This window comes from Martinezella sp. CNPSo 3957 (assembly GCF_057784395.1).
On sequence record NZ_JBXSOU010000025.1, the window covers coordinates 1 to 19,122 of the forward strand.

The 19,122-nt window shown below is 61.0% G+C and carries 16 protein-coding genes; 4 read left to right on the top strand and 12 right to left on the bottom strand.

The window, feature by feature from the left end; genetic code table 11:
- On the top strand, window positions 1-1,246 hold a 1,246-nt coding region (locus AC13QE_RS30980; RefSeq protein WP_488486630.1), incomplete at its 5' end, for an FAD/NAD(P)-dependent oxidoreductase.
- A gap of 30 nt (window positions 1,247-1,276) precedes the next feature.
- Here the strand turns inward: AC13QE_RS30980 and AC13QE_RS30985 are convergent.
- Window positions 1,277-2,185 (bottom strand): LysR family transcriptional regulator, encoded by a 909-nt coding sequence (locus tag AC13QE_RS30985; RefSeq protein WP_488486631.1) that lies wholly within the window; start codon window positions 2,183-2,185, stop codon window positions 1,277-1,279.
- 59 nt (window positions 2,186-2,244) lie between these two features.
- The gene (locus AC13QE_RS30990; RefSeq protein WP_488486632.1) at window positions 2,245-3,570 is read right to left on the bottom strand and encodes an NAD(P)/FAD-dependent oxidoreductase; all 1,326 of its coding nucleotides are present in this window, start codon (window positions 3,568-3,570) and stop codon (window positions 2,245-2,247) included.
- A gap of 225 nt (window positions 3,571-3,795) precedes the next feature.
- Here AC13QE_RS30990 and AC13QE_RS30995 point away from each other — a divergent pair, with 225 nt between their 5' ends.
- Window positions 3,796-4,272 (top strand): Lrp/AsnC family transcriptional regulator, encoded by a 477-nt coding sequence (locus AC13QE_RS30995; protein WP_112398821.1) that lies wholly within the window; start codon window positions 3,796-3,798, stop codon window positions 4,270-4,272.
- 29 nt (window positions 4,273-4,301) lie between these two features.
- Here AC13QE_RS30995 and AC13QE_RS31000 read toward each other — a convergent pair whose 3' ends face one another.
- From AC13QE_RS31000 to AC13QE_RS31030, 7 genes are all read right to left on the bottom strand, one after another.
- On the bottom strand, window positions 4,302-5,957 hold the full coding sequence (locus tag AC13QE_RS31000) for an ABC transporter ATP-binding protein (protein WP_488486633.1): 1,656 nt from the start codon (window positions 5,955-5,957) through the stop codon (window positions 4,302-4,304).
- Between the two features lie 2 nt (window positions 5,958-5,959).
- Entirely contained in the window at window positions 5,960-6,811 is an 852-nt protein-coding gene (locus tag AC13QE_RS31005; RefSeq protein WP_183711235.1) for an ABC transporter permease, read from the bottom strand.
- Complete coding sequence (locus AC13QE_RS31010) at window positions 6,808-7,758, bottom strand: ABC transporter permease (protein WP_488486634.1); 951 nt, start codon at window positions 7,756-7,758, stop codon at window positions 6,808-6,810. Before AC13QE_RS31010 ends, AC13QE_RS31005 begins: the two co-directional genes overlap by 4 nt.
- A 94-nt stretch (window positions 7,759-7,852) precedes the next feature.
- Window positions 7,853-9,463 (bottom strand): ABC transporter substrate-binding protein, encoded by a 1,611-nt coding sequence (locus AC13QE_RS31015; protein WP_488486635.1) that lies wholly within the window; start codon window positions 9,461-9,463, stop codon window positions 7,853-7,855.
- A 64-nt stretch (window positions 9,464-9,527) separates the two neighbouring features.
- Complete coding sequence (locus AC13QE_RS31020; protein WP_488486636.1) at window positions 9,528-10,244, bottom strand: HAD-IA family hydrolase; 717 nt, start codon at window positions 10,242-10,244, stop codon at window positions 9,528-9,530.
- A 230-nt stretch (window positions 10,245-10,474) separates the two neighbouring features.
- A complete protein-coding gene (locus AC13QE_RS31025; protein WP_488486637.1) occupies window positions 10,475-11,851 on the bottom strand; it encodes an aminotransferase class III-fold pyridoxal phosphate-dependent enzyme in 1,377 nt (458 codons plus the stop codon).
- A gap of 13 nt (window positions 11,852-11,864) precedes the next feature.
- A complete protein-coding gene (locus AC13QE_RS31030) occupies window positions 11,865-12,704 on the bottom strand; it encodes a GNAT family N-acetyltransferase (protein WP_488486638.1) in 840 nt (279 codons plus the stop codon).
- A gap of 325 nt (window positions 12,705-13,029) precedes the next feature.
- Here AC13QE_RS31030 and AC13QE_RS31035 point away from each other — a divergent pair, with 325 nt between their 5' ends.
- On the top strand, window positions 13,030-13,698 hold the full coding sequence (locus AC13QE_RS31035) for a haloacid dehalogenase type II (protein ID WP_488486639.1): 669 nt from the start codon (window positions 13,030-13,032) through the stop codon (window positions 13,696-13,698).
- A gap of 14 nt (window positions 13,699-13,712) precedes the next feature.
- Window positions 13,713-14,987: an NAD(P)/FAD-dependent oxidoreductase gene (locus AC13QE_RS31040; protein ID WP_488486640.1), complete on the top strand. Its 1,275-nt coding sequence runs from the start codon at window positions 13,713-13,715 to the stop codon at window positions 14,985-14,987.
- 89 nt (window positions 14,988-15,076) lie between these two features.
- Here AC13QE_RS31040 and AC13QE_RS31045 read toward each other — a convergent pair whose 3' ends face one another.
- From AC13QE_RS31045 to AC13QE_RS31055, 3 genes are read right to left on the bottom strand one after another with little or no spacing between them, the layout of a single operon-like run.
- Window positions 15,077-16,534: an NAD-dependent succinate-semialdehyde dehydrogenase gene (locus AC13QE_RS31045; RefSeq protein ID WP_488486641.1), complete on the bottom strand. Its 1,458-nt coding sequence runs from the start codon at window positions 16,532-16,534 to the stop codon at window positions 15,077-15,079.
- A gap of 20 nt (window positions 16,535-16,554) precedes the next feature.
- Window positions 16,555-17,595 carry a tartrate dehydrogenase gene (locus AC13QE_RS31050; RefSeq protein WP_488486642.1) on the bottom strand — a complete coding sequence of 347 codons (1,041 nt, stop codon included), beginning with the start codon at window positions 17,593-17,595 and terminating at the stop codon, window positions 16,555-16,557.
- A gap of 11 nt (window positions 17,596-17,606) precedes the next feature.
- On the bottom strand, window positions 17,607-19,070 hold the full coding sequence (locus AC13QE_RS31055; protein WP_488486643.1) for an aldehyde dehydrogenase family protein: 1,464 nt from the start codon (window positions 19,068-19,070) through the stop codon (window positions 17,607-17,609).
- Window positions 19,071-19,122 lie beyond the last annotated feature (52 nt).

The window sequence follows — 19,122 nt, forward strand, 5'->3', positions numbered from 1 at the left end:
GCGCCCATCAGGCAGAAGCCGGCCCCCGGCGGGGTTTATGCGGTCAGCCCAGCAGCTCTATGGTTCGGAGGCTGGCAAAGCCCTTGCCCTTCATTCCCTCTTCGATCGCATGGTGGCTCGTGGGGAGGTCGAATACCATCCTCAAAGTTCAGCGATGGCGCTCGCGGACAATATGCTGCAGGTGCTGACGCCCGCCGGCCGCAGGGAATTCGCCTATAACAGGCTGATACTGGCGACCGGCGCGACCGACCGGCTGGCGCCGCTGCCTGGCTGGCAGGCACCCGGCGTCTATAGCCTCGGAGCTGCGCAGATCGCCCTGAAGGCGCAGGGCGTCGCCTTGGGGCGAAGGATCGTTCTCGCGGGTTCCGGCCCCCTGCTGACCCTTGTTGCGATCCAGCTTCTGAAGGCTGGTGCGAATGTTGCGGCCGTTCTCGATACCTCTTCCGTTCGAAACCAGATCCTCGCACTTCCGGGAATGATGGCAAGACCGGCTGTAGTCCTGCGGGGCCTCGCAATGCGACTGAAACTCGGCCTGATATATCGCGCAGGCGTGACCTTGACCGATATCGTCAGCGACGAGACCGGACCGACGGCCGTTTGCTGGCGGGATGCCGGCGGGCGCGACCATCATACCGAATGCGATATGGTCGGCATTGGCTGGCACTTGAGGGCCGAAACACAACTTGCCGGCCTGGCGCAATGCAGTTTCGATTACGATCCGGGTTGGGCTCAATGGCTGCCACGGGCGGATCGAATGGGCCGAGCTGCCGATGGCGTCTATCTTGCTGGTGATGGCTTGCGGATCCTTGGCGCCGATGGCGCGGAAGTTGCCGGACGGCTTGCCGCGAGCGCCTGCCTTGCCGATATGGGATTGCCTTATCCAAATCCGGCACGGGATCTCCGGCGGCTCGCCCGCTACGAACGCTTTGCTCGCGCAATCGCCCGCGCCTTTCCCTGGCCTGCCGGCATGGTCCGATCCGTTCCCGATGAAACGATGGTTTGCCGCTGCGAAGGCATCAGCGCCGGCGATCTGCGTGGAAGCGTCGACTATGCCGGAGGTGAAGCAAACCGGGTGAAGTCAGTGGTGCGCGTGGGTATGGGACGATGCCAGGGACGGTTTTGTCAGCTCGCCGGCGCCGAACTGATTGCGGAACGTGCGGGAATCCCGGTTTGCGAGGTCGGTCGCCTGCGTGAGCAGGCGCCTGTTCGTCCGCTGCCGATCGGATCCTGGATAAACGAGACCTGACCAAGTTCGTTTTGGCTATACCGACGCGATTTACTCCGGCGCGGCTTCGCCATCCTTCGGTACGCCGGCACAGGCCTGGCGCAAATAGTCGCGCATCATAAGGTGGCTACCCGTCAAGGGGCGATCCCGGCTGGTCAGCAGCGCGATCGGAACTGTCTTTCGCGGCAGCAGCGGCCGGCGCACGAGGCCGGGAAACTGCTCCCACGGCAGCAGACCATCCACGATCGCGACACCGAAACCATTGCGGACAAAGGGCAAGGCGGTAATGGAGATATCGATTTCGATCGCGGGATTGAACGACTGATTTTCTAAAGCTGCGGCATTGGCAAGCAGCTGGCCGGGGAAGGTATCGGCGCGGTAGGAAATCAGCGTCTCGTTCTGAAGATCGGCGAATGTGATGCAGTCGCGCGCGGCAAGATGGTGCCCTTCCGGTACGATGCAGATGAGTTCGGCATATCCGAGCGTTTCGACGTCGATGCCAGGCCGCGCGATGTTGTTCATGACGATGCCGAGCGGGGCATCGCCATTGCGGATCATATCCACGACATTGATCAGCGGTGCGATCAGCGAGCGGACGACGATATCCGGATAGGTCGTTCTGAAGGCGAGAAGCGCCTTGGGTACGATCGACATAGCCGGCGGTGTCGTGGCCGCGATCCTGATCAAGCCGGTCCGCCCGAAGCGCATGTCGGTCGTTCGGCGCCGCAGCGCTCCGAGCTCGGAAAAGATGCGCTCGGCCTCCGGATACAGTTCTTCAGCCTCTCTCGTCGGGACCAGCTTGCCGCGCACGCGATTGAAGAGTTTGAACCCCAGCTGGTCTTCGGCATGCAGCAGGATCTGGCTTAGCGCCGGCTGCGTGATGTTGAGCATGGCGGCAGCGCCGGTCACAGTCCCGGCTCGCATCAGCATGCAGAAGACTTCGAGCTGACGGGCCTGCATCAGGAAATTCCGTATTGTCTGGTTCGGTTGCCGGCGAAGTCTAGCACGGACGGCCCATTTCAGAAGTCAGCCACCTTGCCCCATGAGGATTGCTGGAAGCGGTCGGGGTGATAGGGTTTCGGGTCGACTATCGGCGTGACAGCGGTGACGATATCGGCGATCAGGTGGCCGGCACCCGGTCCGATGCCGAAGCCGTGGCCGCTGAAACCGGCCGCCAGCACGAAGCCCGGTATGGATGCGATCTCACCTATGCCGGGCACGCCGTCAGGGGTGGAATCGATGTAGCCGGCCCAACTTGCGGTGATGCGGCGGTTTGCGATGGCAGGCAGCAATTCGCGCGCGCGGTCATAGGTAAGCTGAATCGTGCCTCTATCGACGGCCGGATCGAGGATGCGCATCCGCTCCATCGGCGTCGGCTGGTCCAGACGCCAGTGCGCCAGGCTTTCGTGGCCGCTGCGAAAGCCCTCGAAGCCGCCGAGAGAGAGCGCGCGCCAGCGGCGAACGAACATCGGCAGAAACTGTGCTCCGAACCGTATGTTCTGCGGCGTAGGATCGACCCGGCCACGCCCGCTGATTGCGAGCGTATGGCCGCCGTCGCCTCTGCGGGTGATGGAAACATATGCGGTATGAAGAGCGTCCGGGAGCTCGCCGTCGCCGGGGCTGACGGAAAGGATCGATGAGCGGATCGACGCCTGCGGAAAGCGAACGCCAAGCTGACGGCAGAAGGACGAAGCCCAGGCGCCGCCCGACAGGACGGCAACCTTGGTCTTGATGGTGCCTTCTTCGGTCACGACTGCGGAGAGCTTGCCGCCCTCGGTTTCTATGCCGCGCGCCGCACAATTCTGGCGCAGACAACCCCCCAGTTTCATCAGGGCGCGAGCGACCGCCGGGGCGGCGTTGGCGGGATCGGCAATGCCATCGGTTGGGGAAAAGACCCCGCCCTTCCAGGTGCGGCCGGTCGCCTTGCCACGTTCGCTGGCCTGAGCGCTATCCAGCATATGCGTGGTCACGCCCACGCCGCGGGCAAAGTCGCGCCAGCGGGCCCATCCGGCAAGCTCTTCCTCACTATTGCTCAAATAGAAGAGGCCGCAGCGGCGAAAGCCGGTTTCCTCTCCTGTCTCCGCCGTGAATTGGTCCCAGAGCTCGAGGCTTTTCGTCGCCACTGGCAGCTCGCGTGCGTCGCGGTTCTGCTGCCTGCACCAGCCCCAGTTGCGGCTGGACTGCTCGGCGCCGACGCGACCCTTTTCGAGGAGAACGACTTTGAGGCCCCGCTTTGCCAGATAATAGGCGGTAAAAACGCCGACTATACCGGCTCCGATGACAACGACATCGGCAGAGGACGGCAATTCGGGGGAGTTATCAACAAGGGTGAGCTTCGCGGGCATGGATGCGGGTCTCCTATCGCGCCGACAGCATAGCGAAGTGATCGGACATGAAGCTGCCGCACAAGCGCGCCATGCGGCATAAGATTCTGCTCATGGGGAACCAAGCGGCTGATTGTGCCGGTCCGATTCCTGCAGAATGAAATAGACAAGATGGACCATGGTGTTATGCTCGATCTTCGAGAATTCGCAGCATAAAATGCCGCCTTAAATGGGAAAGATCTGCCGATGAAGCTCGACCGTATCGACGTCAAGATCCTGTACGAACTTCAGAAGAACGGCCGCATCACCAATGTCGAATTGGCGGAACTGGTCAACCTGTCGCCGAGCCCCTGTCTGATGCGGGTCAAGAAACTGCAGCAGGAAGGCTATATCGAGGGATATTCGGCCCAGATCAATATCGGGAAACTCGGCCAGACGCTGACAGTCTTCACTGAAGTCACGCTCAAGAACCATCGGCAGATCGACTTCGCCCGTTTCCTGTCGGCGGTGGAGAAGGTCGATCAGGTCATCGAATGCCACCTCGTTTCGGGTGGTTACGACTATATGCTGAAGTTCGTGACGGCTGGGATCGGAGAATATCAGACGATCATGGAGCGCCTAACCGACCTGGATATCGGCATCGATAAGTACTTCAGCTTTGTGGTGCTCAAGTCGCCGATCGTCAAGGCGCACATGCCGTTGACGAGCCTGTTTCCCATGTAGCGTCCAATGGTATTTCCGAGCTGTTCCGGCTAGCCGTGGCCATACTCGCGCTTGAGTTCCGGGTCCTGGACGAGATTGTCGAGCCAAGTCGGATCGAGCTTGGGAACGGACCCGAACAGCAGCTGGGAATAGGGGTGGCGCGGTGCATCTGCGGCCTCGCGCGTGATCTGTTCGACTTTCTTGCCGCCATACATCACAACGATCTCGTCGCAGATCGCTTCGACCACCGACAGATCGTGGCTGATGAAGATGTAGGACAGATGCAGCTCCCGCTGCAGTTCCTTAAGCAGATCGATAATCGCCGCCGCAACCACCGTGTCAAGCGCGGATGTGATTTCATCGCAGATGATCAACCGTGGCTCTGCCGCAAGCGCGCGCGCAAAATTCACGCGCTGCTTCTGTCCGCCTGACAATTCCGACGGATAGCGATAGCGAAGCGCGCGCGGCAATCGCACCATATCAAGCAATTCGTCGACTCTGGCCGCGCGAGCCCTACGGTCCATCCCGTGATAGAAGGCCAGGGGCCGCTCGAGAATATCGGCGATAGACTTTGCCGGATTGAGTGCGGTGTCGGCATATTGAAAGACGATCTGCATCTCCCGCAATTGATCGCGCGAGCGCAATTTGGCAGCACGATTCATGTCGCTGCCATTGAAGCCGATAGTGCCTGATACGGCCGGCAATATGCCGGCAATTGCGCGCGCCAGCGTAGATTTTCCGCATCCGGATTCACCGATAATGCCGAGATTCCTCCCCTTTTCCACCTCCAGGCTTACGGATTGAACCGCACAGACCGCGGGTAGGCCATTAGTCTGGATATCGCCATAGCCCGCCACCAGATTGTCGATCCTCAGCACGGATGCAATCGTCCCACCTGTTTTGCCGTCGCGGATGGCCTGTTTCGGCTCGAACGCCGCCAGCAGCTCGCGCGTATAGGGATGGCTCGGCCGTCTTAGAATCGTCTCCGTCTCCGCGATTTCCTGGATTTCGCCGCCCTTGAGCACGGCGATGCGATCGGCGATCTGGGCGACGACGGCCAGATCGTGTGAAACATAGACGCCGGCAATGTCGCCGGCACGGATGACGGACTTGAACGCCTTCAGCACATCGATCTGCGTCGTCACATCGAGTGCGGTCGTCGGTTCGTCAAAAATGACGAGCTTGGGCTCGCCGATCAGAGCCATGGCGGCGGCTAACCGCTGCAGCTGACCTCCCGAGACCTGATGCGGATATCGTTCGCCGATTGTTGCGGGGTTCGGCAGCGACAGCGCTCGGAAGAGCTCGATCGCGCGCCGGCGCGCTTGTTCGGGCGGCATCAACCCGTGAATGCGGGTGACCTCGATCACCTGCTCCATGATCTTCGTTGCCGGGTTGAAGGCGGCCGCTGCACTTTGCGGAATATACGCAACCGTGGTACCGCGGACCTTCGAACGCTCGCTTTCGGAAAGGGCGGCCATGTCGTGCCCATCGACTTGGATCTCCCCGCCGGAGATGCGACAGCCCTCGCGCGCATGCCCCATGAGCGTCAGCGCGATCGTCGTCTTGCCCGAGCCGCTTTCGCCGATGAGCGCGACAATCTCGCCCTTGGCGATATTGAAACTGACGCCCTTGATGATCTCGACGATACGCCCAGAATCGGTCGTCGCCTCGACTTTCAGATTCTTGATTTCAACGAGGCTGGTCATCGTCATGCGCTCCTGTCTCTGATCCTGCGCGGCAGGTTGTCGATCAGCAGGTTGACGCTGATGGTGAGGCTGGCAATGGCAAAAGAGGGCACAAGTACGGCCGGGGCCGCAAAGGGCAGCCCGCCGATATTTTCGCGGACCAGGGCTCCCCAGTCGGCATAGGGCGGCTGCAGGCCGAGGCCGAGAAAGGAAAGACCGGACAAGAGGAGCACGACGAAGACGAAGCGCAGGCCGAAATCCGCCAGAACAGGGCGAATAATGTTCGGCAGAATTTCCGAGCCGATGATGTAGCCGACCCTCTCACCGCGGGTGCGTGCGACCGTGATGAAGTCCATCGTGTTGATATTGACCGCGAGCGCGCGGGCAAAGCGATAGGCTCCGGGCGTGTAGATGACCGCGAGTGTGATGATCAGCACCGGAATGGACGAGCCGACGGCGGCAACGACGACCAGGCCGAAAAGCTTGCTTGGAATGGAGTTCAAAGCATCGAGAAACCGGCTGAGGATCGTGTCGAACCATCCACCGACAACCGCGGCGGTCATGCCGAGCGTCACGCCGCAGAAGCAGCACAGCGCGACCGCAGCCAATGAAATGCCGACCGTATAGCGCGCGCCCATCAAAACGCGCGAGAACATATCGCGGCCGAGATAGTCCGACCCGAGCCACAATTGCCGGCTTATAGGGCCGAAATAATCGGTATCGACGATATCGCCGACGGAATAGGGGAGCATGTAGGGTGCGAACAATGCGACGATCGTCCAGCCAAGGATTATGGCAAAGGCCACGACGCCAACAAGGCTGACATTATAGCCGAGAAGGGAAGGGGTGCGGGAAGCCAAGCTGTTCGTGGTCATCGCAACCTCGGATTTGACAGGATTGCGACGATATCGGCCATGGTGATCAGCAGGAGATAACCAACGCAGAAGATCATCGCGCAGCTTTGGATGAGGGGGAGATCGCGGGTCGCTACAGCGTCCACCATCAATTTGGCGATACCCGGATAGTTGAAGATGGTCTCGACGATGATCACGCCGCCGACGAGATAGGAGAGCGACAGCGCGACCGCGTTGACGATCGGCCCCAGCGCATTGGGCAATGCGTGCCTGAACACCATGCGGCCGCGCGAGGCGCCCTTGAGCAGGGCCATTTCCACATAGGGCGTCTTCAACGTCTCGATCAGGGCCGCCCTGGTCATGCGAATCATCTGGGCTGAGATGACGAAGGTGAGCGTGATGACGGGCATGGCGTAGATCTTCAGAAGGTCGAAGACCGTATGCACCTGGCTGATGGAGGACAGTGCCGGCAGCCAGCGCAGATAGACGGCGAACAGCAGCACCGCAAGCGTTGCGACCATGAATTCGGGCACCGATATGACGCCGATGGAAATGATCGTGACAATCCGATCGTAATAGGAGCCGCGAAGCATGGCCGAAGTAATGCCAAGTAGGAGCGCAAGCGGGACCGAGACGAGCGTTGTGATGGCGGCAAGCTCCAGCGTCGCAACCAGGCGGCGGCCGATCAGTTCCGCAACGGGCATGTTGTTTGCGTAGGATGTTCCGAGATCGCCCCTCATCAGGCCCAGAAGCCATTGCAGGAACCGCAGGATCGCAGGTTCGTCGAGGTGCATTGCCTTGCGCAGGCCGGCAACCGCTTCCGGCGTCGCCGCCTGGCCGAGCAGGATGGAGGCCGTATCTCCCGGCAGCATGCTGGTTGCGAAGAAAACGGCGAATGACACGATCAGCAAGGTGATGAGCGCGATGAAGAGTCGGTTTAGGTTGAGATTGGAGACCTCGGATCTCAATGGCGATGCTCCTGCGGCGATCTACGACACGAACGGCGTTCGCGAGACGGAGGTTCCCGGACGGGTTTGCGCCGTCCGGGGGGCTCAGCTGCCGTTAGGCATCGAGCCACAGATACTCCGCCATTGCATAACCCATCATGCCACCGAGCGGGTTGGCTTCCAATCCGTGCACCTTGCCCGAAAGTGCATCCACATTCGAGATGTAAGCCGGGATGATGGTGCCGGCTTCTTCAGCGACCATCACCTGCATTTCAGCGTAGATCTGCTTGCGTTTGGCCTGATCGAGCGAGCCGCGGGCTTCGATCAGCATCTTGTCGAACTTTTCCGACTTGTACTGGCTTTCGTTCCACGGTGCATTCGAAGCGTAGAGAAGCGAAAACAGGATGTCCGGCGTCGGGCGCGGATTGATGTTGCCGAAATGGATCGGTGCCTTGAGCCAGTAATTATCCCAATAACCATCGGAAGGAACGCGTTGGACGTCGAGCTTCATGCCGATGTTTGCGCCGGCCGCCTGGATGATCATTGCCATGTCGATCGACGAGGTTGCAGCGTCCGAGGCTATTACCGGAATGGATTGTCCGAGCACGCCGGCCTTCTGGAAATGGAACTTGGCCTTGTCCGGATCGAAGGCCTTCGGCTTCAGATCGTTGTTGTGATAGATATTGGCGGGGGAAACGGGCTGATCATTGGCAACTTCGCCAAGGCCGCGCAGGGCCGACTTGACGATCTGCTCGCGATTGACCAGCGACTTCATGCCATCGATGAAGTCCTTCTTGTTGCCCGGCGTCATGTCGAGGCGCATGTTCAGATTGGTGTAATTGCCGCTCGTCGTTTTCGACAGCGTAAAGCCCGACTGCCCGTCGATCAGCTTCATGGCGCGAGGATTGATCGAAGCGGCGTAGTGAATGTCGCCCGAAAGCAGCGCATTGACCCGGGCATTGTCATCGCCGATCGCAAAGAACTCAAACGAGTCGAGGTAGGGCTGGCCTGACTTCCAGTAGTTCTTGTTCTTCACCACCACCGAGCGATTGCCCGGGTCGAAGGTTTCGAGAACGAAGGCTCCGGTGCCATTGCCCTTCGAGAAGTCCGTCGTGCCGTTGGCGACGATCATGAAGTGATGCAGGGCGAGAATGGTCGGCAGGTCGGCATTGGGGTCGGCCAGGGTGATTTCGACCGTCGACTTGTCGACAGCCTTGAAGCTGGTCATCTGCGCAGCGATCTTGGCGACTTTCGAGCCGACACCGGGATCGAGATGGCGTTTGAGCGAGAAGACGACATCATCGCCCGTCAGCTCCTTGCCGTCATGGAATGTCACGCCCTTGCGCAGCTTGACCGTCCAGGTCTTGGCGTCCTTGCTTTCGATGCTTTCGGCGAGCTCCATCTGCGTCACGCCGGCCTTGTCGATGAAGGTCAGGCGATTGTAGAGCGAGCAACAGCGCACATAGTCCGTCGACAGCGATGCCTTGGCGGGATCGAGCGTATCGGCGGTCGAGGACGACCACCCGGCTGCTTTCAGATTGCCGCCGGATTTGGGCGTGGCCGCGACGGCATTCGATGCCCGGCCGAGCACCAGGCCGCCCGCCGACATGGCGACACCGCCTGCCAGAAGCATGGTGAGAAGTTCGCGGCGGGTGGCGCCTCGACGAATGGCGTTCTCGACCATCGCGTCATCCGAGGCAGTCCAGTTCATGATCTTGTCGTTCATGTCATTCCCCTTTTTTCTGGTTGGCAGTCTGCTTTTTATTGCATGCGATTATGATGACGACTGGTCAGGCCGCCTCCAGCGCCCTCACGGCTTCGGCAAGTTCGGCCATGGATTTGAAGTGGTAATCCGGCGTGGTGAATTCGGCCGGTTCGATCGTGCCGCCGTAACCGGCCTGCGCGTGACGGCGCTGGATCCAGCAATTCGTCATCCCCAATTGCCGGGATACGCCGATATCGTGGTACTGGCTCTGCGCTACGTGGAGAATATCGTCCTTGCTGGCATTCTCGCCGGCCACGAAGTCGAAGACCTTATGAAAGAAGGCCGGATCGGGCTTTTCGGTGCCGGTATCGTCGGCGGTGAAGGCAGCATGGAACGGATGCCCCAATTCCGCCGAGAAATGTTCGAAGGCCCAGCGACGGGCGTTCGTCATGGCGATCAACCGATATTTGCAGGTAAGCTGCGCCAGGGCTTCGGCACTGTCGGGAAAGGCTTTCCATTGTCTGGCGGAATCGCGCAGGCGCCGGCCATAGGCCTCTTCGGCCGGCAAACCGAGTTTTGGGGCGATGGCGAGATAGACACGTACGAGATCGTCGGGAAACAGATCCGCATCGTCGGCGTAGCGCGCGGTTCGATAGAGCGCCAGCGCCTCCTCGCCATCGATCGTCACCTTCGCTTCGGCTGCAATTTCGTTGAGGCAGGTTTTCAGGCCGCCTTCGAAGTCGATCAGCGTTCCGACAACGTCGAAGCTCATATATTTGAATTCTGCCAGCGACTTAGTCATATCTTACCCCAGTCTGCTTGCTGGCGGCGCCGGGCGGCCGCCTTGCGGAAGATTATGCTGTTCCCAGGTCCACTTGTTTTCTGACGCTCCCGAATTTGCCGGGATGGACCTTCATTAAGGATAAGTTTGGCACTTCGACCGCGCCGTTTGCGCCGAATCGGACTAACGATGCGGCACAAAATTCTGAAAAACGCCTGCGCGCGGTATATCGATCCTAGCCCTCGGCCGGTTCAGTCCTTGAGCGCCCGGCGGACGTCGGGATCTTCGAGCGTCTGATCAAGCGTCCTTTCCGTTCGTTCGATGATCGCGTCGATATCGGCTTCCGTGCAGCAAAGCGGCGGAGCATACCCCAGCACGCCATTGGCGAAGGCGCGGACCACGAGGCCGTTTTCCCAAGCCCGGTCGAAGATCCGGCGTGATGGTTGGGCCTCCGCCGGCAGCGGCGTTTTTGCGGCCTTGTCCACGACCAGCTCGATCGCAGCCAGCATGCCGCGCCCGCGGACATCGCCCACCAGGGGATGATCTCTCAGGCTCTCGAGGCCGGCCATCAGCCGCGCGCCGGCTTTTCTGCCGTTTTCGAGCAGTCCGCCTTCATAGAGTTTCAAGACTTCCAGCCCGACGGCCGCGCTGACGGGATGGGCGGAATAGGTGTAGCCGTGACCCACCGCGGAGGCTCCCGCTCCATCGGCAATGACCTGATAGACGTGATCCGCCATGAACACTGCGCCCATCGGAACGTAGCCGGAGGTGAGCCCCTTCGCAGTGGTGATGAAATCGGGAACGATCTCGTCTTCGGAACAGGCAAAAAGCGGGCCTGTCCGGCCGAAGCCGGTAATCACTTCGTCTGCGACGAAGAGAATGTCGAGCTCCTTGCAGAGGTCCCGCATGGCCTTCATCCATCCCTTCGGCGGGACGATCACCCCGCCCGAGCCCTGGATCGGTTCGGCGTAGAAGGCGGCGACCCGGTTTGCTCCAATCGCGTCGATCTTCGCCCTGAGTGCCGCGAGAGACGCTTGGATGATGGCATTCGCATCCTGCCCGACGGGATTGCGATAAGGATAGGGCGACGGAATTTTGTGCTGCCAGTCGAGGGGAACGCCGAAGCCGGCATGGAAGTTGGGGAGGGCGGTCAGCCCGGCGCCGACCGTCGAAGAGCCATGATAGCCCTGCTCGATCGAGATGAACTGATCGCGCTGCGGTTGGCCGCGGGCAAACCAGTAGTACCGGATGAAGCGGACGGTACTGTCGATGGCATCCGAGCCACCCAGCGTGAAATAGATGTGGTTGAGGTCGCCGGGGGCACGCTCGGCGAGCTCGGCGGCAAGACGGATGGCCGATTCACTGCCGAGGCCGAAATAGGCTGTCGCATAGGGAAGCTCGCGCATCTGGCGAGCTGCCGCCTCCACGATCGTTTCGTGACCGTAGCCGGCGTTGACGCACCAAAGACCTGCAAAGCCATCGATCAGCTGGCGACCTTGAGCATCGGTGATCGTTGCTCCCTTGGCGGATGAAAGCACGCGCACACCTTGTTGCTCATGGCCGCGATAGGAGGCGACCGGATGCACCAGATGGGCGCGATCGAGCTCGATGAGGGAATTGCTGTACATGGTCTTCTCCGGATCAGCCGAGCGCCTGGTTGGCGAGGGCGAAAGTAGTGACTGTCGAGGAATTGCTGCGCTTGATAACGGGGTTTGCCATGGTGATGCCGCCACCGACATGGATAAGCGAATGGCTGGCGAGCCACGATCCGAGACCGGTTTCCGCACCAGTGTCGACGCGCAGGAACACGCCGGTTTTCCGGCTCATGAAGTGGGATAGAAGCGATTTCGCGTCTTCTATGTCTGGGGCGACAACCGGCCCCACGACCTCGCCTCGGCCGAAGGCCCGAAGGCAGGCGAAGGCGGCGACCTTGCCGTTACGGCGGATGATCGCGAATTCACCCAGATCCGCAAATCGCTCAATCAGGGCGGAACGGTCGGCGCCGAAAGCCTCGCGGTCGAGAGCTGCAATTGCAGAGATATCGGCCTTGGTCGCCGCTTCGGTGTTTGCCGGTTTCGCAACCGCCGCCACAAGGCCTTGGTGTTGAACGACGGCGCCGGTCTGGCGAAACCCCAGCTTTTCATAGAGGGGAAGGCCATCGGCAGTCGCGGTGAGGCGCAGGGGTCGATCATCCGCGAGAGCCAAGGCGGCCTCCATGAGACGGCGGCCCAGTCCGCGTCCGCGGATGCTTTCAGCCACGATCACCATGTTGATCGTCGCGCAGTCGGTCTTATAAGGTGTCAGGAGCGTGGTACCGACGACCTCGTCGTCAGCGGTGATCGCAACGACACCTTTGCTGAGGTCGAGGGCGACTTTCCAGTCCTCCGGGCGATGAGGCCAGCCGGCCTCCTGCGATAGGCGGACCGCGGCGTCCAAATGTTCGGGACCGAAAGGCCTGATTTCTATCTGTCGCTCCTGCATGGCACTCCTCGTATTTCTTTTGTCCAAGTGTCGGAGCGTCGGTGCCGGAAGATTATCTGAAGGCGATGTCGTTGACGGTATCTTTCGCCGTAGCTGCTCGCCCTCGCCGCATCTTATGCCGTTATCCCCGCTGATGGCGGTCGCGAAAGTGTAAGCGAAAGGCGTCTTCATCGGCCGTTCTTGCAAGCAAATGCCAAACGAACGCCGCTATACGAAACTTTCTGCTCCGAACCTCGCAAAATCAGTGGGCTCACGTGCCGAAAGCAATCCTATTATCGTGTTCTCCATCAATCGCCTCGAGGGGCGGCAGCTAAGGACGAAGCGCATGACCACCTTCCGCCCGAAATATATCACCTTCGATTGTTACGGCACGCTGACCAATTTCCAGATGGCGGAAGCTGCCCGTGATCTTTATGGCGATCGTCTCGATGAGCCGGCCATGCAGGAGTTCATCAAGAATTTCGCTGCCTACCGGCTCGACGAGATCATGGGGGACTGGAAGCCTTATGCGGAGGTGGTGCACAATTCGCTCGAGCGGACCTGCAAGCGCAACGGCGTTGCCTTCAAAGAGGAAGATGCCGGGATGGTTTATGAGCGCGTCCCCAGCTGGGGGCCGCATGCCGACGTTCCGGCGGGCCTTGCCAAGGTGGCGAAGGAAATTCCGCTCGTCATCCTCTCGAATGCGATGAATAGCCAGATCATGTCGAATGTCGCAAAGCTCGGCGCACCCTTCCATGCCGTCTATACGGCCGAGCAGGCCAATGCCTATAAGCCGCGCTTCCAGGCCTTCGAATACATGTTCGACATGCTCGGTTGCGGCCCGGAAGACATCCTGCACTGCTCGTCCTCCTTCCGCTACGACCTCATGTCGGCTCATGATCTCGGCATCAAGAACAAGGTCTGGGTCAACCGTGGTCACGAGCCGGCCAATCCCTATTATGGCTATGTCGAAATCGCCGATATTTCCGGTCTGCCCGGTGTTGTGGGGCTCTGAGAAAGGGCAGCCAGATGAAATATTCCTCTTATTGGCACGATACGGCGCCGCGCTTTGCGGGTGCCGCCGCCGGCCCCGTCGAAGGGCATTATGACGTCGTCGTCGTGGGCGGCGGCTTCACCGGGCTCGGCGCCGCCCGGCAGCTTGCCATGGCGGGGGCGAAGGTCCTTGTTCTGGAGGCTGAGACCGTCGGCTTCGGCGCGTCCGGTCGCAATGGCGGTCATCTGAACAATGGCCTGGCGCATAGTTACATCGCGGCCAAGGCGGAATTGGGCAAGGAGCGGGCGATCGCCCTCTATCATGCGCTGGACGCATCGATCGACACGCTCGAAGCGATTATCGCGGAAGAGGGGATCGACTGCAATTTCCGTCGCGCGGGCAAACTGAAGCTTGCCTCCAAGCCACAGCATTTCGAGGGCCTAGTCAGGAATTTCGAAGCGGTGCATGCCGAGGTCGATCCCGATACCGCGCTGCTGTCCGCCGTCGACCTCAAGGATGAGATCGGTTCGCCGTTTCATGGCGCGATGCTCTCGAAGAAGAGCGCGATGATGCATATGGGCCGCTATGTCGCCGGATTGGCCGAGGCGGCCAAGCGACGCGGAGCAGTCATCGTGGAGGGCGCTACCGTGACGGAGCGCAGTCAAGCCGGCGGCAGGCACGTCCTGAAGACCAGCAAAGGCACCGTTACGGCGGACCAGGTGATGATCGCGACCGGCGCCTATACGACGGCCAATTTCAGTTACTTCCGCCGCCGTATCATGGCGGTCGGCAGTTTCATCCTCGCGACACGGCCCTTGACGGATGCGGAAACTGCCTCGGCAATGCCCGGCAATCGCACCTGCGTGAACACGATGAACATCGGCAACTATTGGCGCCTGTCACCGGATAACCGGCTGATCTTCGGAGGGCGGGCCCGCTTCTCCGCAACCTCGGACCAGCGCTCCGACGCCAGGAGCGGCGCGATCCTTCGCGAAAGCCTCGCCCGCATATTTCCCCAGCTCGCCAAGGTCGAGATCGACTATTGCTGGGGCGGCCTCGTCGATATGACCAAGGATCGCTATCCGCGTGCCGGCTATCACGACGGCATCTGGTACGCCATGGGCTATTCGGGCCATGGCGCGCAGCTTTCCACGCATCTCGGCATGACCATCGCCGATGCTATCCTCGGAAGGCCTGACCGCAACCCGCTCAAGGGGCTCGATTGGCCGGCCGTTCCCGGCCATTTCGGCAAGCCGTGGTTCCTGCCCTTGGTCGGTCTGTATTATAAAACGCTCGATAGATTTCAGTGATATAAGCCGGCGGCAGGCTTTGACGAAATCAGCAGCATAAAAAGAGGGGCCGCGTTTGCGACCCCTTTTCCAGCCTGAGACGCGACAACTCAGTTAAGGCCACCGATATGGAAGGCCTTCGTTTCCAGATATTCTTCGATTCCGAGCTGTGAGCCTTCGCGCCCGAGGCCCGATTGCTTGACGCCGCCAAACGGTGCGACCTCCGTCGAGATCAAGCCGGTATTGAGGCCGACCATGCCGAATTCGAGCGCTTCGCCCACCCGCCATGCGCGCTTCAGGCTCTCGGTATAGAAATAGGCCGCAAGCCCGTAGGGCGTACCATTGGCAATCGTGATGGCCTCTTCTTCCGTCTCGAAGCGGAAGAGCGGCGCAACCGGTCCGAAGGTCTCCTCGGCGGCGAGCTGCATGGCGGTGGTGGCCCCGGTCAGGACGATCGGCGCGGTATATTGCGGGCCGGCCGGCAAGTCCCGCTTGGCTGTCACGATTGTCGCGCCCTTCGAGAGCGCGTCTTCGACATGACGATTGATCTTGGCGATCGCCGCTTCATTGATCATCGGACCGATCGCAATGCCGGCTTCGGTGCCCGAGCCAACCTTCATGGCATCGACGCGGGCGGCGAGCTTCTTGGCGAAAGCATCATAGACGCCGGCCTGGACCAGGATGCGGTTGGCGCAGACACAGGTCTGGCCGCCGTTACGGAACTTGGAGATGATTGCTCCCTCCACGGCAAGGTCAAGATCGGCGTCGTCGAAGACGATGAAGGGTGCGTTGCCGCCGAGCTCGAGCGAAAGCCGCTTGATGCTGTTGGCTGCCCCGCGCATCAGTAGCGAGCCGACCGGGGTGGAGCCGGTGAAGGAAATCTTGCGCACGGTCGCGCTGGCAAGGATCTCGGCGCCGATCTCGGAGGGCATGCCGGTAACGATATTGATGACACCGGCCGGAATGCCGGCTATTTCTGCAAGCACGCCGAGCGCCAGCGCCGAGTAGGGGGTGAATTCGGAAGGCTTCACCACGACCGTACAGCCGGCCGCAAGTGCCGGCGCAAGCTTGCGCGTGATCATCGCATTCGGAAAATTCCAGGGCGTGATGATGCCGCAAACCCCGACCGGCTCTTTCAGCACAACGATGCGGCGGTCGGGCGTCGGCGATGGAATGGTCTGGCCGCCGATGCGGCGGGCTTCCTCGGCGAACCATTTGACGAAGGATGCGCCGTAGCGGATTTCGCCACGAGCCTCGTCAAGCGGTTTGCCCTGTTCGATCGTCAGGATCAGCGCGAGATCATCGATATGCTCGAGCATCAGATCATGCCAGGCTTCCAGCCGCGCCGCACGCTCGGCATGGGTCCGCTTCTTCCAGGAGCCATAAGCCGCCTCGGCGGCCTCGATCGCTGCCCGGGTTTCATCACCGCCCATATCCGGCACCGTTCCGATGACGGCCTGCGTTGCCGGATCGATCACGGCAACGGTCTTGCCCGAGCGGGCGGAAAGCCAGTCGCCACCGATCAGCGCCTGCTGGCGGAACAGGGATGGCATTTTCAGATTTTGCATGTTCAAACCTCGATAAGACTTCAGATTGCGGCGAGCAGCGCTGTGGTGATTGCGTCGGTCCGGTCTTTGCCCGGAACCGTGCCGATGCCGCTTGCGGTTGTCGCCTCGATCGCCGCCATGACGGCATTTGCCGCATCCTGCTCGCCCAGATGTTCGAGCATCATGGCGCCGGACCACACAGTTGCGATCGGGTTGGCGATGCCGAGATGGGCAATATCGGGCGCGGACCCATGCACAGGCTCGAACATCGAGGGAGCGTTCCGTTCAGGGTTGATATTGGCCGATGCCGCAAAACCGAGGCCGCCCTGGATTGCTGCGCCGAGATCCGTGAGGATGTCGCCGAAGAGGTTGGATGCGACGACGACGTCGAGGGTTTCCGGTGCCATCACCATGCGGGCCGCCATGGCATCGATGTGATAGCTCGTGACCTCGACGTCCGGGTAATCCTGCGCGAGCTGCCGGGTGATTTCGTCCCAGAAGACCATCGAATGCTTCTGGGCATTGGATTTCGTCACCGAGGCAAGCTTGCCGCGCCGGGTTCTCGCTTGCTCGAAGGCGAAACGCAGGATGCGCTCGACGCCTTTGCGGGTGAAGATCGACGTCTCGACCGCGACTTCGTCGGATGTGCCCTGATGGATGCGGCCTCCTGCGCCGGAATATTCGCCCTCGGTGTTTTCGCGGATGCAGAGAATGTCGAAGGCCGATGCCTTGAGCGGTCCCTGGACACCCGGCAGCAGCCTGTGCGGGCGAATATTGGCATATTGCACGAAGTTCTTGCGGATCGGCAGCAGCAGCCCGTGCAGGGATACGGCATCCGGCACTTCGGCCGGCCAGCCGACGGCTCCGAGCAGAATGGCATCGAAACCGCGCAGCGTTGCGATGCCATCGGCGGGCATCATGGCGCCGGTTTCCTTATAGAAGGCGCAGGACCAGGGAAATTCGGTGCCATCGAGCGTAAAGCCGCGGGTGCCCGCCGCCTTTTGCAGAACCGACCAGGCGGCGGCGGTCATGTCGCGGCCGATGCCATCACCTGGTATCAATGCGATCTTGTAGGTTTTCATGTTCGCTGTCCTTAAAGACTGATCAAAACGCTCTTGCTCTTGCGATTGGCCTGAAATGCCTCGCGGCCGAGATCCTTGCCGATACCGGACTGCTTATAGCCGCCGGTCGGCAGGATGTGGTCACGCGAACGGCTATAGCGGTTGACCCAGATGGTACCGGCCTGCAGACGGCGGGTCAGCCGGATGGCGCGGGAGAGGTCGCGGGTAAAGAGGCCTGCGGCGAGCCCGTAGCTCGGATGGTCGGCAAGCTGCAGGGCTTCCTCTTCCTCCTCGAATGTCTGGAGCGTCAGCACCGGACCGAAGATCTCTTCGATGATGGCTGGAGAAGTCTGATCGACTCCGGCCATCAGTGTCGGGGCGTAGAAATAGCCCGGTGCGTCCATGATCGCGCCGCCGGTAAGACATTCTCCGCCGGCCGCGACGGTGGCGGAGACGATCGCATCGATACGCTGTCTCTGCTTTTCCGATATGATGGGGGAGTAGCGGCTTGCGGCATCCCAGGTGGGACCGGGAGCAACGCCTTTCATCCGATTTCGGATGGCGTCGATCAGTTCGGCCGCGATCTTTTTCTCGACGATGAGCCGCGATCCGGCGACGCAGGCCTGGCCGGCATTGCCGGCGATACTGGCCGTAACGGCCGCGGCCGCCTTGTCGAGGTCCGCGTCGGCAAAGACGATCTGGGGGCTCTTGCCGCCGAGCTCCAGCGTCATCGGCTTTATTCCCGTGCGGGCGATGTTCTCCATGATCGCCGATCCAGCCCGGGTCGAGCCGGTAAAGCTGATCTTGGCGATGTCGGGATGGCCGGTGATTGCCTGGCCGGTCGTCGCGCCGTCACCCAGTACCACGTTGATCAGGCCGGCGGGAAGGCCGGCACGCACGGCGAGCTCTGCCAGATAGATGGATGAAAACGGCGTCATTTCGGATGGCTTCAGGATGACAGCATTTCCGGCAGCCAGCGCCGGGCCAAGTTTCCAGGCGGCCATGTTGATCGGAAAGTTCCAGGGCGTGATGGCACCCACCACCCCATAGGGCTCCGTCATGATCATGCCTATATTGCCATCGTCGGTCGGCACGAGGTCGCTGCCTTCCTTGTCGGCGAATTCGGCGAAGAAGCGGATCTGCTCCGCCGAAATCGCGATATCGCCCTCGACAAGCTGGCCGACGGGGCGCGTCGAAGCGACGGCCTCCAGCCGGGCCAGCGTTTCGGCTTCCTCCTCGATGAGATCGGCCCACCGATGAAGCACGTTCAGGCGCTCGCGCGGGCGGACGCCGCCCCAATTGCTTTGCTTCAGCGCAGCCTTGGCCGTCTGAACGGCCTGGTCGACAATGGAGGCGTCCGCGACCGGGCATCCGGCATAGGCCTTGCCATCGGAAGGGCGGTGCATCGGAATGACACCGTCCGCGGCGCTGAAATGCTCGCCGATGAAATGCCCGATGGGGAGCGAAAGACTATCGGGATCGAAGCTCAGGTCCATAATGATGCCTCCGGTCAATTTACCGAGATGCTATAGGATCGGCGAAGTAGCT

What these genes read in the sequence shown, in the direction of transcription:
- AC13QE_RS30985 (WP_488486631.1), bottom strand. Translation starts at nt 2,185, where the DNA reads ATGCAGGCCCGTCAGCTCGAAGTCTTCTGCATGCTGATGCGAGCCGGG.
- AC13QE_RS30990 (WP_488486632.1), bottom strand. Translation starts at nt 3,570, where the DNA reads ATGCCCGCGAAGCTCACCCTTGTTGATAACTCCCCCGAATTGCCGTCC.
- AC13QE_RS30995 (WP_112398821.1), top strand. Translation starts at nt 3,796, where the DNA reads ATGAAGCTCGACCGTATCGACGTCAAGATCCTGTACGAACTTCAGAAG.
- AC13QE_RS31000 (WP_488486633.1), bottom strand. Translation starts at nt 5,957, where the DNA reads ATGACCAGCCTCGTTGAAATCAAGAATCTGAAAGTCGAGGCGACGACC.
- AC13QE_RS31005 (WP_183711235.1), bottom strand. Translation starts at nt 6,811, where the DNA reads ATGACCACGAACAGCTTGGCTTCCCGCACCCCTTCCCTTCTCGGCTAT.
- AC13QE_RS31015 (WP_488486635.1), bottom strand. Translation starts at nt 9,463, where the DNA reads ATGAACGACAAGATCATGAACTGGACTGCCTCGGATGACGCGATGGTC.
- AC13QE_RS31020 (WP_488486636.1), bottom strand. Translation starts at nt 10,244, where the DNA reads ATGACTAAGTCGCTGGCAGAATTCAAATATATGAGCTTCGACGTTGTC.
- AC13QE_RS31025 (WP_488486637.1), bottom strand. Translation starts at nt 11,851, where the DNA reads ATGTACAGCAATTCCCTCATCGAGCTCGATCGCGCCCATCTGGTGCAT.
- AC13QE_RS31030 (WP_488486638.1), bottom strand. Translation starts at nt 12,704, where the DNA reads ATGCAGGAGCGACAGATAGAAATCAGGCCTTTCGGTCCCGAACATTTG.
- AC13QE_RS31035 (WP_488486639.1), top strand. Translation starts at nt 13,030, where the DNA reads ATGACCACCTTCCGCCCGAAATATATCACCTTCGATTGTTACGGCACG.
- AC13QE_RS31040 (WP_488486640.1), top strand. Translation starts at nt 13,713, where the DNA reads ATGAAATATTCCTCTTATTGGCACGATACGGCGCCGCGCTTTGCGGGT.
- AC13QE_RS31045 (WP_488486641.1), bottom strand. Translation starts at nt 16,534, where the DNA reads ATGCAAAATCTGAAAATGCCATCCCTGTTCCGCCAGCAGGCGCTGATC.
- AC13QE_RS31050 (WP_488486642.1), bottom strand. Translation starts at nt 17,595, where the DNA reads ATGAAAACCTACAAGATCGCATTGATACCAGGTGATGGCATCGGCCGC.
- AC13QE_RS31055 (WP_488486643.1), bottom strand. Translation starts at nt 19,070, where the DNA reads ATGGACCTGAGCTTCGATCCCGATAGTCTTTCGCTCCCCATCGGGCAT.